Origin of the sequence: Pseudarthrobacter cellobiosi (genome assembly GCF_023913815.1) — a bacterium.
Classification (GTDB): domain Bacteria; phylum Actinomycetota; class Actinomycetes; order Actinomycetales; family Micrococcaceae; genus Arthrobacter; species Arthrobacter cellobiosi.
In genome coordinates, this window is record NZ_JAMXBK010000027.1 from 331,734 (window position 1) to 349,378 (window position 17,645).

18 protein-coding genes are annotated in these 17,645 nt (G+C 61.8%); 14 read left to right on the forward strand and 4 right to left on the reverse strand.

Annotated elements, in window-relative coordinates; translation table 11 throughout:
* Positions 1-10 precede the first annotated feature (10 nt).
* From NG701_RS17140 to NG701_RS21050, 13 genes are all read left to right on the forward strand, one after another.
* A complete protein-coding gene (locus NG701_RS17140; protein ID WP_252569095.1) occupies positions 11-844 on the forward strand; it encodes a phage tail tube protein in 834 nt (277 codons plus the stop codon).
* Between the two features lie 91 nt (positions 845-935).
* Positions 936-1,361 carry a hypothetical protein gene (locus NG701_RS17145; RefSeq protein WP_252569098.1) on the forward strand — a complete coding sequence of 142 codons (426 nt, stop codon included), beginning with the start codon at positions 936-938 and terminating at the stop codon, positions 1,359-1,361.
* 65 nt (positions 1,362-1,426) lie between these two features.
* Positions 1,427-1,744, forward strand: a complete 318-nt coding sequence (locus NG701_RS17150; RefSeq protein WP_252569100.1) for a hypothetical protein — start codon at positions 1,427-1,429, stop codon at positions 1,742-1,744.
* Complete coding sequence (locus NG701_RS17155) at positions 1,737-4,325, forward strand: phage tail protein (protein ID WP_252569102.1); 2,589 nt, start codon at positions 1,737-1,739, stop codon at positions 4,323-4,325. Before NG701_RS17150 ends, NG701_RS17155 begins: the two co-directional genes overlap by 8 nt.
* Before the next feature lie 2 nt (positions 4,326-4,327).
* On the forward strand, positions 4,328-5,296 hold the full coding sequence (locus NG701_RS17160; protein ID WP_252569104.1) for a hypothetical protein: 969 nt from the start codon (positions 4,328-4,330) through the stop codon (positions 5,294-5,296).
* A complete protein-coding gene (locus NG701_RS17165) occupies positions 5,293-6,420 on the forward strand; it encodes a Gp37-like protein (RefSeq protein ID WP_252569106.1) in 1,128 nt (375 codons plus the stop codon). Before NG701_RS17160 ends, NG701_RS17165 begins: the two co-directional genes overlap by 4 nt.
* Before the next feature lie 3 nt (positions 6,421-6,423).
* The gene (locus NG701_RS17170; protein WP_252569108.1) at positions 6,424-7,395 is read left to right on the forward strand and encodes a hypothetical protein; all 972 of its coding nucleotides are present in this window, start codon (positions 6,424-6,426) and stop codon (positions 7,393-7,395) included.
* A 33-nt stretch (positions 7,396-7,428) separates the two neighbouring features.
* The gene (locus NG701_RS17175; RefSeq protein WP_252569110.1) at positions 7,429-7,737 is read left to right on the forward strand and encodes a hypothetical protein; all 309 of its coding nucleotides are present in this window, start codon (positions 7,429-7,431) and stop codon (positions 7,735-7,737) included.
* Positions 7,734-8,591: a hypothetical protein gene (locus tag NG701_RS17180; protein WP_252569112.1), complete on the forward strand. Its 858-nt coding sequence runs from the start codon at positions 7,734-7,736 to the stop codon at positions 8,589-8,591. Before NG701_RS17175 ends, NG701_RS17180 begins: the two co-directional genes overlap by 4 nt.
* Positions 8,592-8,655: 64 nt before the next feature.
* Positions 8,656-9,615: a LysM peptidoglycan-binding domain-containing protein gene (locus tag NG701_RS17185; RefSeq protein WP_252569114.1), complete on the forward strand. Its 960-nt coding sequence runs from the start codon at positions 8,656-8,658 to the stop codon at positions 9,613-9,615.
* A gap of 31 nt (positions 9,616-9,646) precedes the next feature.
* Positions 9,647-9,940, forward strand: coding sequence for a hypothetical protein (locus tag NG701_RS17190; RefSeq protein ID WP_252569116.1), 294 nt, complete (start codon positions 9,647-9,649; stop codon positions 9,938-9,940).
* Complete coding sequence (locus NG701_RS17195; RefSeq protein WP_252569119.1) at positions 9,933-11,471, forward strand: hypothetical protein; 1,539 nt, start codon at positions 9,933-9,935, stop codon at positions 11,469-11,471. Before NG701_RS17190 ends, NG701_RS17195 begins: the two co-directional genes overlap by 8 nt.
* 8 nt (positions 11,472-11,479) lie before the next feature.
* Positions 11,480-11,611 (forward strand): hypothetical protein, encoded by a 132-nt coding sequence (locus NG701_RS21050; RefSeq protein WP_256475895.1) that lies wholly within the window; start codon positions 11,480-11,482, stop codon positions 11,609-11,611.
* A 140-nt stretch (positions 11,612-11,751) separates the two neighbouring features.
* Here the strand turns inward: NG701_RS21050 and NG701_RS17200 are convergent, their stop codons facing one another.
* From NG701_RS17200 to NG701_RS17205, 3 genes are all read right to left on the reverse strand, one after another.
* Positions 11,752-13,425, reverse strand: coding sequence for a glycosyltransferase family 61 protein (locus NG701_RS17200; protein WP_252569121.1), 1,674 nt, complete (start codon positions 13,423-13,425; stop codon positions 11,752-11,754).
* An 18-nt stretch (positions 13,426-13,443) separates the two neighbouring features.
* Entirely contained in the window at positions 13,444-13,569 is a 126-nt protein-coding gene (locus NG701_RS21055) for a hypothetical protein (RefSeq protein WP_256475896.1), read from the reverse strand.
* 108 nt (positions 13,570-13,677) lie between these two features.
* Entirely contained in the window at positions 13,678-14,838 is a 1,161-nt protein-coding gene (locus NG701_RS17205) for a right-handed parallel beta-helix repeat-containing protein (protein WP_252569124.1), read from the reverse strand.
* Between the two features lie 247 nt (positions 14,839-15,085).
* Between NG701_RS17205 and NG701_RS17210 the strand changes: the two genes are divergently transcribed.
* Positions 15,086-16,063, forward strand: a complete 978-nt coding sequence (locus NG701_RS17210) for a hypothetical protein (RefSeq protein ID WP_252569126.1) — start codon at positions 15,086-15,088, stop codon at positions 16,061-16,063.
* Between the two features lie 336 nt (positions 16,064-16,399).
* Here the strand turns inward: NG701_RS17210 and NG701_RS17215 are convergent, their stop codons facing one another.
* Positions 16,400-17,629 carry a right-handed parallel beta-helix repeat-containing protein gene (locus NG701_RS17215; RefSeq protein WP_252569128.1) on the reverse strand — a complete coding sequence of 410 codons (1,230 nt, stop codon included), beginning with the start codon at positions 17,627-17,629 and terminating at the stop codon, positions 16,400-16,402.
* Positions 17,630-17,645 lie beyond the last annotated feature (16 nt).

Consider the following 17,645-nt stretch of genomic DNA (forward strand, 5'->3'; position numbering starts at 1 on the left):
GAGGCAAGTAATGGCTGCAGACAGCTTTGGAAATGATGTAAGCGCCGTAGGCGTACCGGTCACCGGGCACATCGGCATCGCACCCTTTGGCACCGCGGTGCCGACGCCGGTTGCTGGCGGTTCCCGGTCCCTCGCCCTGTCGGTGACTTACAAGCTTCCCGGCCTCCTGACGGAGGACGGCGGCTTTGAGTGGTCGATGGAAGCTGACGGCGATCCGATCGAGTTCTGGCAGGAAGGGTTTTCTCTCCCGTCGGGCCTGGCCAACGTGGAGCTGAAGGTCAAGTTCGCGCAGACCGATGAGATTGTGCGCTCCATCATCCGCGGCAAGACCGCCGACGTGAACGGCTACATCACGATCGACGGCGGCGGCACCAGCGCCAAGTACGTCATCTTCACGGAGGAAATCTTCAAGAACGGGATGATCCGGCGCCGCGTGGCTGCGAACGCTACGGTCGCATCGGTCGCTGAGGATAAGTCCGAGCGCGGCAACGTGCTGGGCTATGAGGTCACGTTCAAGATTGACCGCGCCCCCGGGCTGGAGAACAACCACATCGGTGAGTGGCTGATCCCGGCTGTGACGACGGTGACGACCATCCCGACGATCACCGCTGTTGAAGGTTCCCCGGATCCTGCCGGCGCCGGCGAGCTGGTGTCCATCACCGGTACAGCGTTCGCCACAGCAACCGCGGTCACGTTCGGCGGGACCGCTGCTACGGACTTCGACATCGTGTCTGCCGCGCAGATCGACGCGGTGCTGCCTGCCGGCGCGGCTGGCGTCTCCAGCGTCGTGGTCACCAACCCTGTGGGCCAGTCCGCACCGTTCTCCTACACACGCGACGTCTAGTCGCCCTACCACCTGCTGCCCCGCGCCTCTTGATGGGTGAGCGCGGGGCAGCAGCTCCACCCATCACCACCCGTCAGAAGAGAGACAAGCCATGACCACGGAAGCCCTTGAAGCAGCCGAACCCAGCACGAAAAAGCCGGCAGCCCCTCGCACGCGCAAGCCAGCTGCAGCCGAGAGCGCAGCACCGAAGCCGGCGCCTGAGCCCGGGCCGAAGCCCCGCAGTCTCATCGTGGAGAACACGCTGAAGTGCCAGACAAACGTAGACGGCGAAATCTCGCTGAGCCTGCTGGTCCCCTACAGGAAGATGAAAGTCCTCCTCAAAGTTGAGGACGCCGGCATTCCTGAAGAAGAGATCGTGGATTACATCCTGGAGCAGATCATGGCTCCGGAGGACGCGGAGACGCTCACCGGACTCCATGACGGGGCAGACACGCTCTTATTCGCTATGGAGTGGATGCAGGCCGTCGGCGAGAAGCTGGGCGACTCAGTGGGAAAATCCGGTCCTTCCTCGAGCTAGTAGAGGACCACTGGCCGGCAGTCCGTTACGACTTCCGGAAGAGGTTCCAGCTCAGCGCCGACGAAATGGGCTTGAGCTACAGCTACGAGGAAGCGGCGGACCTAATTGAGGGTCTGACCCAGGAACTTGATTCGCACCTCACGGCGTCAATCCTTGGTTGGAAGTACGCGGCCAGCAGGCAGGAAATCTATGCTGCCGGCACGTTTGCCCGCGTGGTGAACGCGACCCGAGGCAAGGGTGACAAGCCGATTCAGATTGATCTGCCGTGGGACACCGAGCCCAAGGCCGCTGATGTCACACCTGAAGAACGACAGGCCCTGACCAAGCAGCTGAGGGCAATGAGCGCCTTCGGGCAATTACGAACGGAGACGCCCGATGGCTGATGAAGTCGGTTCCGGCCAGGTAGCGATCGAGCCAGTCTTCACAGGCTTCCGCAGCAAGGTCTCCAGCGAGGTTGAGACGTCCGGCCGTGAAGGCGGCCGGACGTTCGGCCAGGCGTTCCGGGGCGCCCTTGTAGGGCTCGGCACCCTGATCGGGATCGATAAGCTCAAGGACAGCTTCGTCGAGTCCATCCAGGGCGCGGGCCAGCTGGAGCAGTCTGTTGGTGGCATCCAGGCTGTCTTCAAAGACGCCTCCGCCACCATGTTCGATTACGCGTCGAACGCGAAGAACGCCTTGGGCCTGACCAAGAACGAGTACAACGAGCTCGGAACCGTGATCGGTGCGCAGCTGAAAAACGGCGGCATCGCCATGGATCAGCTCGCCCCCAAAACCAACCAGCTCATCAGCCTGGGCGGGGATCTCTCCGCCCAGTTCGGTGGCTCAACCAAGGGCGCCGTCGAGGCCCTTTCTTCGGCACTTAAGGGTGAGCGCGACCCGATCGAGAAGTACGGCGTAAGCCTCAACCAGGCGAAGATCGACGCCGAGGCCGCTGCCCTGGGCTTCGAGAAAGTCGGCGGCTCGCTTTCTGCTGAGGCTTCCCAGGCAGCGACACTGTCGCTGATTATGAAGCAGACCGCAGATGCCCACGGCGCCGCGGCCCGCGAAGCCGGAACGTTCGCCTCCCGCCAGTCGACCTTCAACGCCATCATGAAGGAAGGCAAGCAGTCCATCGCTGCGGCCTTCCTGCCCGCAGCGACGTCGCTCTACGGCTTTATGAACGACCGGCTGCCCGCCGCATTTGAAAAGTCGACGGCCCGCGCCACAGTCTTCGCTACAGGCCTGACCGATTTTGTGGCCAAGATTTCCGCGTTCCAGGCTGGCATAGCATCAGGGGCACTGACCCCGGATCTCGTCAAGGCTCTGGGGCTGGACCCGTCCACCGGTTTCGGCAAGTTCCTAGGCGAGGCTATCGGTGGCATCCGCGCCTTTCAGGCCGCCTTCTCGGCGGCGGACGGCGACATCACCTCGTCCGGTTTCGCCGGGTTCATGGAGCGCTTCGGGTACGGGACGCGCGTAGCACTTGACGAAGCCCGAGGCGGCTTTTACGCCTTCAAGGCAGCCTTCATCGCGGCCGACGGCGACATCACGTCCTCGGGGTTTCCTGGCTTCATGGAGGAAGTCGGATACCGTGTCCGGCTGGCCTACGATGCCATCAAACAGGCCGTCAGTACCGGCGATTTCTCACAGATGGGCTCAGTGTGGGAGGCGTTTCTTGCCGTGGCACGTCCTGCCGGGCCTATCCTCGTTGAGGTCGGCAAAGCCGTCGGCGACATGTCCACCGAAATCGGCAAGCTGATCGCCGGGGCACTCCCGCTCCTGAAGCCGCTCCTCGAGGGTGCTGCTGGCACTATGCAGTTTCTCGCTGACAACACCGGAATCCTGACCGCAGCGATAATCGCGCTCGCGGCGGGAGTGGTGATCTGGCGGCTCGCCCAGATCGCAGGGAACATCGCGGCTCTGGCGTCCGTGCCAGTGGCTGCAGCTCAGGCCGCGTCGAACTTCGCCCTGGCAGCAGCCATCCGTGGACAGACCGCAGCGACGGTCACGGACACGGTTGCCACCACGGCGAGCACAGGCTCGCGTCTCGCAGCCATCGGATCCATGGTGGCTACCGGCGCAGCTATGGTGGCTGCGAAGGCGGCACAGCTCGCAGGGGCAGCGGCAACAGGTATCGCGACGGCTGCGCAGTGGGCTTGGAACGCGGCGATGAGCGCCAACCCCATCGGGATTGTGATCCTGGCGATTGTTGCCCTGGTCGCTGGCCTGATCTGGTTCTTTACCCAGACCGAGCTGGGTCGGCAGATTTTCCAATCGGTGTTCTCGTTCATCCAGGACACCGTGAATAACGTGATCCGCTGGTTTACCGGAACCTTGGTTCCAACCTTCCAGCGGGTCTGGTCCAGCATCCAGGACGGGCTTGGCCGGGTCGGAAGCTTCTTTTCCGACACCTGGTCAAACGTGGTCAGTGGCGTCGGCGGATTTATCGGAAATATCGTCCGGTTCTTCGTCGATTTACCCGGAAATATCATGTCGGCCCTTGGCAATCTGGGCTCATTCCTACTGAATGCGGGACAGGCCCTGATCCAGGGATTCATTGATGGAATTTCCGGCATGGTCGGGGCCATCGGCGACGCGGTGGGTGGCGTGCTGGACTTCGCGAAGTCGTTTTTCCCGCATTCGCCAGCCAAAAGGGGTCCGTTCAGCGGCAGGGGTTACACCTCTTTCTCGGGGCAGGCGCTGGCCAAGGACTTCGCGGGTGGCATCGATTCTGAGCAGCGCGCGGTGGCAGCAGCAGCACAGCGGCTGATGTCCAGTGCGTCGCTCAGCGTCAATGGCGGTCAGGGGTCCAGTGCGACGGCCGGAAGGGATGCTGGAGCGGCCGCCGCCGCCGCAGCTGGCTCGATCGTGAACTTCAATGGCCCGGTGTACGGCAATCCTGATCACATCGTTGACGCGATGGATGCCAAGAAGCGGCGGGCATCTACCCGCAGCAACCTCAAATTGATCACAGCTGGAGGGTAACCGTGGCAGGTATCGCCTATGCAGTTCCGGCGCCGTCGGCTCCGGTCCCGGCCGCTTTATGGGTCAAGACCGGTATGACGTGGACCGGGCATGACGGCACCGTTTGGGACCTCACGGACCCGAATGGTGGCGTCTGCCTGCTGCGCGACGGCGTCGAGGGCTTGCATCACCCGAAGTTCACTCAGTGGGTCCGGAAGGGCCCGGCTGTTCCTGGGCAGGTGTTCACGGGCGCGATCGCGGAGGAGCGGAACGTCGTTCTGCCGTTGGCCGTGTTCGAGGACGCCAGTTCCAAGGCGTGGATTGAGCATGACCGGAGGTTCTGGAAGTCGATGCATCCGCGCCGCCAGGGGACCCTCACAGTCAGCCCTGGCGGCACGGGCGCCAAGCGGTCCATCAAGCTCCGTTACATCCCGGAGGATCACGCGTACGACACGGACCCGGCGATGCGTCGCTGGGCCGCCTACGTGGCTCTCCTGGTCGCTGACCAGCCGTTCTGGACGGGCACCACAGTACGGGCCGCGTGGGGAGCTGGTGGGGCTCAGGAGTTCTACGAGGCCGTGGGCCCGCAGATGGTGAACATCATGACCGGCCACACTATGGCCAACGCTGCGGTATCGAACGACGGCGACGAGGACGCCTGGCCGGTGTGGACAGTCATTGGCCCGTCCACCGCAGCCCATGCGGGCGTGGGTGCCGACGTCGTCGAAGTCCCGTTCGTGGTGGCGGCTGGCAAGGCGGTCGTCATCGACACGGACCCCCGGGTGCGTACCGCGCTTGAATGTGACTACACCCCGGCGACGGGGAACACTCCGGCCTTGTTTACGAACCCTGTTGATCGCACCGCGGATCTTACGGGCGCTGTGAACTGGGCAAGGATCCCGGCAGGCCAGACGTCCCCGGTCAACATCAGCATCACCGGAGGCGGGGCAATGCTGGTCGAACTGACGCCCCTGTATTGGAGGGCCTGGTGACAGACGAAGAATCACCGTTCGTCATCACCCTCTACGACAAGGACTTCGTCCGGCAGGGCTGGCTCGGGGATCCCGAATCAGTGGTGGCTGTTCCGGTCCATAACGGTATCGGCGACGCTTCCATCACCGTAGGTTCCGGTAACGCGAAGCTGCCGCTGCTTATGGAGCGCGGCGCCCGGGTCACCATCGAGTACCAGGGCGAGTACCTGATCGGCGGCAAGGTCCGCGCCAAGAAGGGCCAGGGCCCGTCCCTGAACGGGTCGATGACGTTCACCGTTGTGGACGATTTCCGGCTCTTCCATCGCATCAGCGGCTGGCCGGTCCCCACCGCAGCACTCAACGCCCAGACCAGCGAATACCACACCCTCAGCGGCCCAGCGGAGACCGTGGTCAAGGCGGCCGTTACGGCCAACGCGATCAATCGCCTGGGCGAACCTGTCACCGTCGGCCCGGACCTGGGCCGCGGCGACAACATCACCACAGCCTTCCGCTTCCACCCCCTCGCTGACCGGTTGTTTCCCGCCGTCGACACCGCCGGGATCGGCGTCACCGTCCGCCAGCAAGGCTCCGGCCTCATAGTGGACTGCTACACACCGCAACTGCACCCCCGCACCCTCACAGAAGCCGGCGGCGTAGTCACCGAATGGGAGTGGGACCAGGCCGAAGCCGAAGCCACCGACGTCATCGTCGGCGGCCAAGGCGAAGGAACCCTCCGAACCTTCGTCGGCTACACAGACCCGGCGCTCGCCGCAGCGATTGGCGAGCGGATCGAGGTGTTCCGCGACGCCAGGGACTCCGGCGTCGGCGACGTTTACGGGGAGCGCGCGGCCGAGACGTTCGCGGAGACCGCCCAGAAGTCGGGCCTGTCCGTGAAGCTCTCCGAGACATCCGTCTTCCGATACGGCGGCCCGGGCGGTGTGCGCGTGGGTGATCGGGTGAGCCTCGAAGTTGGGGCGGGCCTGACCATCACGGACACGCTGCGTTCGGTGGCGATCTCCTGGACGCGGAGTAACGGCCTCGAGGTGGTGCCGGCTATCGGCGAGATCAGCGACAACACAGACCAGGAACTAGCCCAGGCGATAGCCACCGTCGCGGCGGGCGTCCGAGACCTCCGAAGGAAGTAACCAGTGTCCATTCTCAGCACGTTCTACGACACGAGCGCGGGCACGCCCGCTTCCCTCGTCACTGAGGTCAAGTGGGCGAAGGCCCACCCGCACATCGGCTCGTCCGAGTACGGCGTCGACGGCCAGGGAGATTTCAAGGTCACCGCCCATCCGTCCACGCCGTACGCGGTGAATGTCGCCGGCGGCAAAGCTTGGGGCCACGGTGTGCTGGACGAGTCCCCCGGCGTTGTGACGGTTGTGTGCGACGCTCCTGCCGCGGGGGTGACCCGGTGGGACCTGATCACCGTCCGGCGTGACTGGACTCCCTTGGCGGGCGGCCCGACGTTGGTCACGAAGGTTGCCGGTGGATCGGCGAAGGAGATCCCGGCCGCACGCGAGAACACTCCCGGCACCTTGGATGATCAGCCGCTGTACCTGGCCAAGTGGGTGGGCGGCCAGACCCAGCCTCAAGACTTGGTGGATCTCCGCGTGTGGGCCGGAAACGGCGGCATGTTGGCCAAGGATGACCTGGTCCGAACATACCTGAAGCGGATCGGCACTGAGGTGAACATCAACGGAGCGATCTGGCGCCTGGTCATCGGAGCGAGTGACACCGTGGCGTGGGTAAAGGCCTCCGACATCGGCAAAATACCCCTTTTCGGGGTCGGTAATTCGCTGGTAGGCGGGGCGCCTGCGGCAGGGGTCCAGTTCTTGGTGCAGACCGGAACGCTGGTCGCCAATGCGGACAACAGTGGGTACGCCAGGGTCACCTTCCCCAATCCATTCCCTAACGGGGTGCTCTACGCCAATGCGGAAAACGGGGACAGCTCCATCGATCAGGCGATAGGGAAGACCATTTCAATGGCAATGGCTGGCGCTCCGCACTGGCCCCAGCCGATCTCCACCAACAGCTTCGTCTACACGGTGCAGGGCGACAACGGGACAAGGCTACCCGGCCAGCTACACCGCGCCAATTGGATAGCGATCGGGTGGTAATCGCCAGACAGCCCACGAGGGAGGACTAGACGTGTGGATGCTGGAGTTATCACCGCCACAACAGGATTTATTGGGGCGGTCGTGGCGCTGCTCGGCGCGCTCGGTGGGGGCATGGCGTTCCTCATCCGGCGGGCTGACAAGAAGCGCGAGACGGGGGAAGCCATGATGGTGGACCACTTCAAGGAGCAGCTGCGGAAATCCGAGCAGAAGAACCGCTGGCTGAATTTGGCGTTGGAGATCAAAACGGCCGACGGTAACGCCTGGCGCGAGCAGCTGCTCCGGCACGACATCGAACCCGAGCCGGATAAGTGGACGGCCATCCCTAAGTTGGAGGACGTATGAGCGAGGAACTGGAGCAGCAAACGGCTGATCTTGAGCAGAAAGTGACAGAGGCCAGGGTGCGGGATCAGCGGCAGAAATGGTGGCTGTTCGGCCTGGCGATGCTGCTGGCCATCTCGGTGGCGATCATTGTGCCGCTGCTAAACATTGCTCTGCATCAGGTGGACGTATCTGGGGCGCAGGTCGTCACGGAGCAGGCCGAGAAGAAGGATCTGGCGAAGGAGGCGCAGAAGGCGCTATGCGGGACCAAGGACACGGAGATATTCGACAAGGATCTCTGCGAGAAGCTGGCCACCGCGGCGCAGGAGCCGATACAACAGCCGGCGGAACCCCCGGTTGTGCTGGGCCCGTCTCGGGCGGAACTGGTGCAGGTCTTCCGCGCCTACTGCGCGGAGGGCCCCAACTGCAGGGGCGCTGACGGCGCCGAGCCCACGGCCGATGACATTGCCGCGGCGTTCGTGAAGTTCTGCTCTGACGGCCGCTGCACGGGCCCGGCGGGCAAGGACGGCCAAGACGCCAAACCCTTGGCCCCCCAGTACGAGACGGTCCTGGCCGCGGTCACCGACTATTGCTCCGCCGGTGCCTGCATCGGCGCAACCGGCCCCGGGCCCAGCCCAGAGATGGTCCTCGCTGCCGTACAAACTGCCTGCACTAACGATGCGTGCCGGGGTCCGGCCGGGCCGGAAGGTCCAGGCGGCCCCAAGGGCGATCCGGGGCGCGGAATCGCCGACACATTCTGCCAAGACAACGGCCTGTGGCGGATCACGTACACCGACCGCGAAGTGGACTCCGACGGCGGCCAGTGCCGCGCCGTTGCAGCCGCCCCGCCATCAATCCTGGCCAACCCGAACCTCTAGGAAGCACGACCCCGCTAAGCCCCGCGCACGTCGGGGCTTTTTTCATGCCCGGAAAGGGGCCATCATGATCCTCTCCAACCTCGCAAACGTCCTCCGCGATGCCGGTTTGACTGTCGTGGAAGTCGACGGCTGGCAGAACCGCGGATTCCTCGGCCGTGATCTCGCCGAAGTACGCGGCATCGTCTGGCACCACACCGTGGCCAGCCGCAACTCCTTGGCCGCCATGGACGCGCCGTCGCTGAACATCTGCACCTATGGGCGCAGCGACGTCGCTGGTCCGCTGTGCCAGATCGTTTTCGGTCGATCGGGCACCGTCTACATCACCGCGGCCGGGCTGTCTAACCACGCCGGGGCAGGATCCGCTGCTGGCGTCCCGACGGACATGGGCAACCACTACCTCATCGGCATCGAGATGGAATCCTCAGGCGTCGCCCCCTGGGACTGGACCGAAGATCAGATCCGGGTCGCCCCGCACCTGGGCGCCGCACTGGAACGCGCCTACCTCTCGCATCTGCCAGAGGACGCCCGCCTGCAGATCAGCCACAAGGAGTACTCATCTGAGGGCAAGATCGATCCGGCCGGCTGGCCCGGCGGGATGGACGGTCTCCGCGCTTCCATCAACGACGTCCTAACCGGCGGCGAAGCACCCGATGCTGTAGTCGTCACGCCGCAGTCCGCGCCGGCTCCGGCAACCGTGGAGCGGCCAGCCGGCTACGCGGAATGCGTCGTTGACCCGGGAGACACCCTGTCCGGTATTGCCGCGCAGTTCGGCGCCGACCTCTCCGCCCTGATCGCGGTGAATCCGCAGCTGGCCAACCCTGACTCCATCGAGATCGGACAGGTACTCAACCTCCCGTCCGGATCCGTGGTAACGCCGCCCGTCACCCAGTGCATCGTCGATCCGGGCGACACACTCTCAGGTATCGCAGATCAGTTCGGCATCCCGCTGGCACAGATCATCCGGGCCAACCCAGGAATCAACGCCGACCTTATCCACCCCGGCCAGGTCCTCAATCTCGTCTAGCCAACCATTCATCCACAGAGAGGACCTACCCGTGGGAGACCATGAAGCTTTGCCGGCAGCCACCAAGGATCCGTGGTGGGCGTTGCACATCGATGCACTCACCCGGGCCTGGCGCACCCTGTACACCGGATTCATCCTTGACGCCCTCGTGCTGATCGGCGGAGGAATCACCAACCTGATGAGCGCCTTCGAAGTGACCACAGAGGCTTTCTGGATTGCACTTCTGATCCTCGTCACCAAGTCGTTCCTGACGGCGATGGGCTCCTACCTCCTGCGGCTCAAGGTGACACCGAAGAACATTCAGAAAGAGGTCACCAATGACTGATTACCCGCTCGACATGCAGCTGGTCGTGGACCCGCTCAACCCTGAGAACGTGGTTCGGGACGGGACCGTGTACCTTTACGACCCGTCCGACGAGGCCGGCGTCTCACCGATCACGCTCAAGGACCCGTCGGGGCTCCCACTTACCAACCCGCTCACGTCCAACGCGTATGGATTCATACAGCCATGCATCGTTACAGTCCCTCGGGTGAAGTGGAAGTCAGGCACCTTCGAAGGGTTCTTCTACTCCTACGATGGACTCCGCAACGAAGCCATCGCTGCCAGGGAAGCAGCCGAAACGGCCAGCGGGGACGCTGCAAATTCTGCCGCGGCCGCGGCTTCTTCCGCCGCCCTCGTTGGCGCCCCTGCCGACACAGCCATCGCCGCCGCGGTCAGCGGAAGCGGCGCCACAAAGGCGGCACTTTCCGCTGCCTTCGTTCCTAAGTGGAAAGCCACCACGGCCTACCTCGCGGGCGAAATAGTTCTCAGTCCTGCCGGAGATGTTGTGTCCGCGAAAGTGGCTTTCACATCGGGCGCCAGCTACAGCTCAGCCAACTGGAACCCCTCCACGACCTTGACCCCACGGCAGTTCAATGGCGTGTTTTCGGGACCCTCGACGGATGGAGTGAACATCACGGACACGTCGTCCGGGCCGATGGCCACCCTCCGCTTCACTGATACCGCCGATCATGAGTCATCCGTCATCGTCATCACGCACAGGGGCGCGGGCCTGCTGGGCACGGCCGGCGGGCAGGCATACGGCATCAACGTCGCCAACCAGGTCGGCGCAAAGAACGCGATCACCATCCACCAGTACTCGCGAGCAGCGCCCGCGTTCCAGATTGATAACACGGACATCGGGTCCGCGATCTACATCAAGAACACGGACAACCAAACCCAGAACCCAGGCAATTACGGCACTGGCGCGTTCCTTCAGTTCAAGCCCAATACCGACACGGACGCGCTGTTCCTCACCGATTCCCTAGTGTGGAACAACTTGACCACCAAGGACATGCGGATCGTCGGGCAGTACGCCTCCCAGTACGCGCTGAACATCGAAACACCGGCAGGTATCGACACCCGAGTGCTTTACGTCTCCAAGCAGGGAACCGGGGCAGGCTCGGCCCTTGACGTTCTCAACAAGGGCACCGGGGCCGGGATTAACCTTGCTCAGCAGGGCGCGGGCACCGGTCTGAACATCACCATGACCGATGTCTCAGGGGCGGCCAAGTACGGCATCTTCCTGTCAGGCAAAAACTATGGCGTCTACTTCAAGACCGTAACCGATGGCGGAAACACGCTCGACATCGACAAGACCGGCACCGGGAACGGCACGCTAGCCAAGTTCCGCAACCTTGGCACCGGGGACACGCTGTCCTTGCTCAACGCGTCGGGGCAGGTCGCAAGGTTCAGCGCCGGGGGCGAGTACGAAAACCTCGCACTCGGCGGCGGCATCCTAGTCAAAGCACCAAACGGCACCCGCTACCGGATCGCCGTCAACAACTCCGGCGTCGTCACCGCCACCGTATCGTAAGGAGCAACATGGAAATCAGTATTCAAGACGCCTACGCCGAAGCCTGCAAAGCTCTCGGGGAAGCACTCGTCCGGGAACGGCTGCTTATGCAAGAACTCGCCCGCCGCGATCAAGAATCGGCGGCTAAGGAGTCCAGTTAGCCTCGGGGCGATAGGTGGCGTCAACGCACTCGACCGGGGGCCCGCTCTCCAAAACTTTGGTTTGCGGGACCCCGCTCTCGGTGAGGTCATCGAACACGACGAACTGGGCTTCTTCTTGGGCTGTAAGCATGACTGACATGCTATAGGACGAGGCCGGCCGGCAGATCGAATTCTGCAAACAGACGGCCGAATTCGTGCGTGTCGATGGAGAAGTCAGCCCCGATGCCAACCTCTGAACCAGACGCACTACCCTGGAGGGCCCAATACTCTCCGCCCTTGTGGCAGACGAGATCGTAAAAGTAGTCATGCAGCATGTGCTCTGTCGCCAGGGCGAAAACCTTTACGCCCTTCGGGCTGAAGGCCAGGTTGGAAAATGCTGCCCCCATGTTCCCCACGACGTGGCTCGCGGAGGCGAATAATTTGACTTGTTCAGCGAATGAAAGTTGTTCCGGAACGATGACGTCGTAACCAGCTGCGGCAAGTATCGGCAAAATCTCGGACTCGTTTAGCAGGTTCCGCCTGGGGTAGTTGTTCCGTGTCAGGTAGATCTTGCGCGTCGCGGAGCCTGCTGGATGTTCCGGTTGCTCGTAACGGCGGCTCACCCCTTCCAGTATCTGGATTGCGCGAGGGGACTTGATAAGAGGCGGCAAGGTCATTGGCGTTGCATAGATCGCCTCTTTGACGAACGTAGGGCGTCTATCGACAAAGTCGATCCGGTCTTCGGGTATGCCGAATGCGCGGAGGCCGTCTGTGTGAAGTTCCCTGATGTGGGGAGGGGCAGCACCGTTGAGAATGTACCGTAACGGTTCGGTTGGAAATTTCTCAAGGATATTCGCAACACGAGGGAACGTGTCCACGAGCCAATGACCGAAGTTCAGGTCCCAGGTCTGTTTGATGATTGCGTGCCTACCGTCAACGAGGCGGTCTGGCCCTGAGACAGGTTTCTCCGATACGAACATGTCTCCCTGACCTACGCGGAAGAACGGACCTCGCTGCGCCGTGTGGCGTGCGTTGATGAAAGACTCCTCGACAATGCGATTGTCGCTTGTCACAACGATTCCGCCTTCTACAACGACTACGTCCTTGAGGACGCCTATCTCCGCTGCAGGGTGAGCCGTGTGGCCGAGAGTTTTGATCATATGGAGCGTCCTGCGCTCTATTTCCTCCGACCCAAAAATCTTTGGGGTTACCCTTGCGTAAGTTCCAGGGGGGTCAAGGAGCCAAGTCGATTCAGCGAGTTCCCGTAAAGGTGCGGCCGTGTATTTCTGTAGCTCGAAGGTGCGCTTCCGGACAATGACTGCAGACTCTGTCTGCTCAACGGCCACGATGTTTCTTGCACAGTAACCGAGGAAGTCAGTTCTCTTAGTGAGCGGAGACCCCGTGGAGAGTTTCGCGCTCAGGACTTCTGCCAGTAAAGCTTCTAACCCCTCTGCCTGTCCGCTCGAGCCGCCGCGTTCCAACACAAACACGGCGCCAGGCTGGGCAACCGGGAAGATGTGGGAGAAGAAACGCACCTGATGGTCCGGGTTCAGGCTGCCATCTGACAACACCAGGTGAGGGGACCGCTGACTCGCAACTGCATACCAATAGGAGTCGTCGCGTACGGCTGCCGCAGCGCTGCTTACGGCGTAGCAGGAGTTGCCGGAAAACCACTCCTTCCAGACAGAGAGTTCTTGCTGAGGCGCTTCGCCTATCTCAAGAACTTCGATGCTGTCCTTCGCCCGCATACCTGCTGTGTGGTGCTCGATGGCTTGCAAAAGGCTTTCACTTCGCGTCCCCCGCGGCGATCCAAGGCGCTTGGCAAGATCGTACAAACTATCAGCCACGATGAGTCAGCCCTCGACCTTGTTCTCAGACACAAGACCCAAGACGACCTGCTCGTATTCTGCGGCAATCTCGCTTGGCTGGCGGCCCGCGTACTCGCCGGCAGTGTTCAACAGCTTTTCCCCGAAAGTCATGACCACCATTCTAGGGGTCGCATCCACTGTTCAAGCTGACGCCGATCCACTGCCTGCGCATCACTGCGTGGGCGGTCGGCGGCGACATTGAATTTAGCGGGGAAAGGATTACTGGATTGCGCCGGTAGTGTAGCTCATTTGAATGGCTGTGCCGTTGATGTAGATGAGGTTGCCTTGAATGATCGGGGCGGTAGTCCAAGTCAGATAAATGCCAACTGACTTCTTCGTCGCCGCCTGTCGGATGATATTGGAGCGTACTTCGATGCCGCGAAGAGGCACCCCTAATGGTCCTCTCACAGCGATAACGACGGGTCCCAACAGGTTAGGATTCACCTCGTTGCTGATGACCTTGACATTCTCTGAGTGAATTATGTCGATTGATGTGGCCGGGTTAGCGGGGCTCGTCGTGAGGTAGTAACACAGCTTGTTGCCCTGCACGGTTACGTCCGAGGCCTGGATTTTGATGAAGCGGCGGGACACGTTCCAAATGTTGTTGTCGCTGACGGCCACCCTGCCGGAGCTGAAAGGGGTGGATGTTTTGCCGTCGAAGAAGAGCACCTGGATTCCATCGCCTTCCTCACCGGTGATGTTCTGGATCATGTTGGCCGAGATGACCGACTCGGCGGTTGCCGCTGCCGGGCCGCTGAGCAGGATGCCTCTGGAGGCGCCGTTGCCGTTTCCCAAGGTCGTGTCACCGACACTCACTACGTTGCGGATGACGTTGTTCCTGATGATAATGCCACCCGTAGTTCTCGCTTCGATGCCGCGGGCGGACTGCGTGGTTGAGCGGAAGTTTTGGTACCACCCATTTTCAAGGACCGCCCCGGGCCCGGTGACTTTGACGCCGTCTGATGCCTTGTTGTTCCCGTCGATGTAGGCGCTGATGCTGGCATTGCTGCCGGTAACTGTCAGTGCAGTGATGTTCGTGCCGTCAGCGAGGATCTTGGCGTTCTCAGTGTAGAGCCGGCGGTTGTCGCCGCTCAGGATCAGGCCCTTGGTAATCCGGTAAGTTCCACTGGCGAGGCGGGTTCCACCCGCATTGAGCCACGCCTGGAGAGCTGCAGAGTCATCAGTGACTCCATCGCCCTTCGCGTTATAAGGAGCGGCCTTCGGGTCGATTGCAACGTTTAGAGTTTCGGTCGACAGGAGGGCTCGGGCGCCCACATCCGCGTTGAGGATTGGTTGCTGCGCAGATACGAGCAGGACAGCCGACATCGCGCCGACGGCGAACGTTCTACCAGCGCCGCGCACCCCTGATTTGATTCGCATCTCAACTCCAATTCGAAGGAAGATACGAAGTCAAGCACCGGCAGCTATCACTCCACCCGCGTAGTCGGTACCCGTTTTACGGTGCCGGAGGTACCTACTGAGTGAAAAACACTTGCAGTTTGTCGGGCAACGCTACGTACCTGTGGAGGTTCAGTGGAGGTATTGAAGAGGTGCCCTAGAATCAGCAGGTGCCACAGCCCCAAGCCGCCGCATCGACCTCGCAGCGGCCGACTTCCAGAAAGACACCATGAGAATTGTCGAAGAGACCCACCCCTACTACAAGCGCCCAGTCTATGAACTGACCGACATAGACGACTTCCAACCCTCGCCCGACGACGACATACGGATATACCAGATCCGCATAGGTGATGGCATGACGTTGGGCTTCATGGTGGGATGCGCGAACTCCCAGGCGAGTGACGTCCTCCGAATCACTCTGCATGGCGCGAAGGGTGGGCAGCCCGGATTCATGTTCCACCGCTTCACCTCCTCTGTCATGACCCGTGCACCATTCCTACTGTTTGCTGACCCGACATTGACTCTCGACGAGTCAAATCTCCTGGCCTGGTACGCGGGTACGCCCAAGGTAAACCCCGACGATTGGATGGAGCTCATAACCCGCAAGGTCATGGCTGCAACGTCAACGGTATTCCCGGTATTCGACGGATCGTCCGGAGGCGGCTTCACTGCCATGCGCCTGGCCACTCGATTCGGGCGCTCTGTCGCCGTCAGCCTTTCGGGGCAGACAGACATCTTCCGCTACTACCACAAACGCTGGGCAGAACAGACCATCAAGACGGCCTTCCCCGGGATGACCAAAGCCGAAGTGGCTGATTCCTTCGTGGGCCGCACCCGGGCGATCGACCTATACACCGATCCCCGGTGGAACCGAGGGAATATGCTGCACCTCGTCCAGAACATCGGCGATCAGGACCACGTGAAAAATCACATGAACCTGTTCCTAAATGAGATCGCGGCCGAGCACTCTGACTACGTTGCCCTCGATGGGCGTGTCACCATTTCGCGGCCATACGTCGGGGAGAAGCACATCGCAACTCCCCTGGCACTGTGGGACGCTGAAGTGACCATGGCGATCGCAAGGCTAAAGGATCGTTTCAAGGATGCAGATCTCAGCGAGCCTGAAACCGCATTCGAGCAGCCTACAGACTGGGCCATCCCCGATAGTGTCAGGGACCACCGTCGTCGCTGTATGCACGAGTACTAGACCGGACGATAGGAAAGTATGACGATGGCTGGTGCAAGTTCCCGTTTGCCGCCTCAGATCTAAAAGGTGGCTCGGATTTCTACAGTGTGGAGATCTCGGGTCGCGGCACCATCAAGTACACGCGTGAGGAACTTGAATCAGGCGTGAAACTCTCGCTCGGTTCCTAAACTCAAGTCGCAATCGCGCTCGTCCACTTCGGCGGGCGGGCGCTTTCGGCGGTTAGGTGGTGGTGCCGGCTAACTTGGCCGTACGGTGGGGCGACCGGCCCCGGGTCCTTGTCGAAGTTAGAGCGGGCAGCTCAACGTATCCCTGAGCTCGTGCTTTTTTGGGCCGAGATCATCTGGAGGCAGCAACGCCGGGGTAGGGCGCATTTCCCGTTGCGAGTGCGTTGGTAGACGAACCTATCCACACTGGCACGCCGCCGCCGTAGATGCTGTTGTCCCGGACTATCGGGGACGTAGTCCAGCTCAGATAGATGCCAACTGAAGTCTTCTCTTCCTCCTGCCGCAGTACGTTGTCGCGTATTTCAATGCCGCGAAGAGGCGTTCCAGAGGCGCCGGTTACCGCGATGCAACTGGTGGTCAGGTTCGTGTTTATTTCGTTGCCGAGAACCTTGACGTATTCGGACTGAATAATACTGATTGCTGACGAGGGGTTAGCCCGGGTCGTCGTGAGGTAGAAATTTAGCTTGTTGCGCTGCACGGTGACGTCCGATGCCTGGATTTTGATGAAGCGGCGGGAGACGTTCCGAATGTCATTATCGCTAACGGTCGTCCTACCGGAGTTGAAAGGGGTTGAGGATGTGCCATCGAAGAAGAGCACCTGAATCGCGTCACCTTCCTCACCCGTGATGTTCTCGATCCGGTTGGCCAAGATGACCGAAGCGGCGGTTGCTGTTGCAGAGGCGCTCAGGACGATGCCTCGGGAGGCGCCATTGCCGTTTCCCAAGGTCGTGTCACCGACACTCACCACGTTGCGGATAACGTTGTTCCGGACAGTAACGCCGCCCGCGGTTCTGACGTCGATGCCGCGGGCAGATTGTGTAGTTGAGCGGAAGTTTTCGTACCGGCCGTTCTCTATGACCGCACCGGCTCCGGTGACGCTGGCACCGTACGCTGCCTTGTTGTTCCCGTCCACGTGAGCGCGGATGTTGGCGTTGTTCCCCGTCACGGTCAGCGCCGTGATATTCGCTTTGTCTGCAAGGATCTTAGCGTTCTCCGTGAAGAAGCGGCGGTTGTTGCCGGCAAGGGTGAGGCCCGTAACTATGCGGTAGGTGCCGTCTGCGAGGCGGGTTCCGCCTGCCGTGAGCCACGCCTGGAGCGCGGCGGAGTCATCAGTAACTCCGTCGCCCTTCGCGTTGTAGGGGGCGTCCTTAGGGTTCAGGAGTTCTCCCTTCCGGACCGCGGATGGCTGAGCGCTCTGTTCCACCCCGCCGCCTGTCCGGGCTGGCAGCGCCCCGGTATCTGCGTTGAGAAACGGCTGATCTCCGATGACGAGCAGGCAGGCAAACGCCAGAAGCGTCGCGATCAGTCGTTTCTTGCGCGGCATTACCGATTTAGCGGGCATGCTGACTCCGATCCGC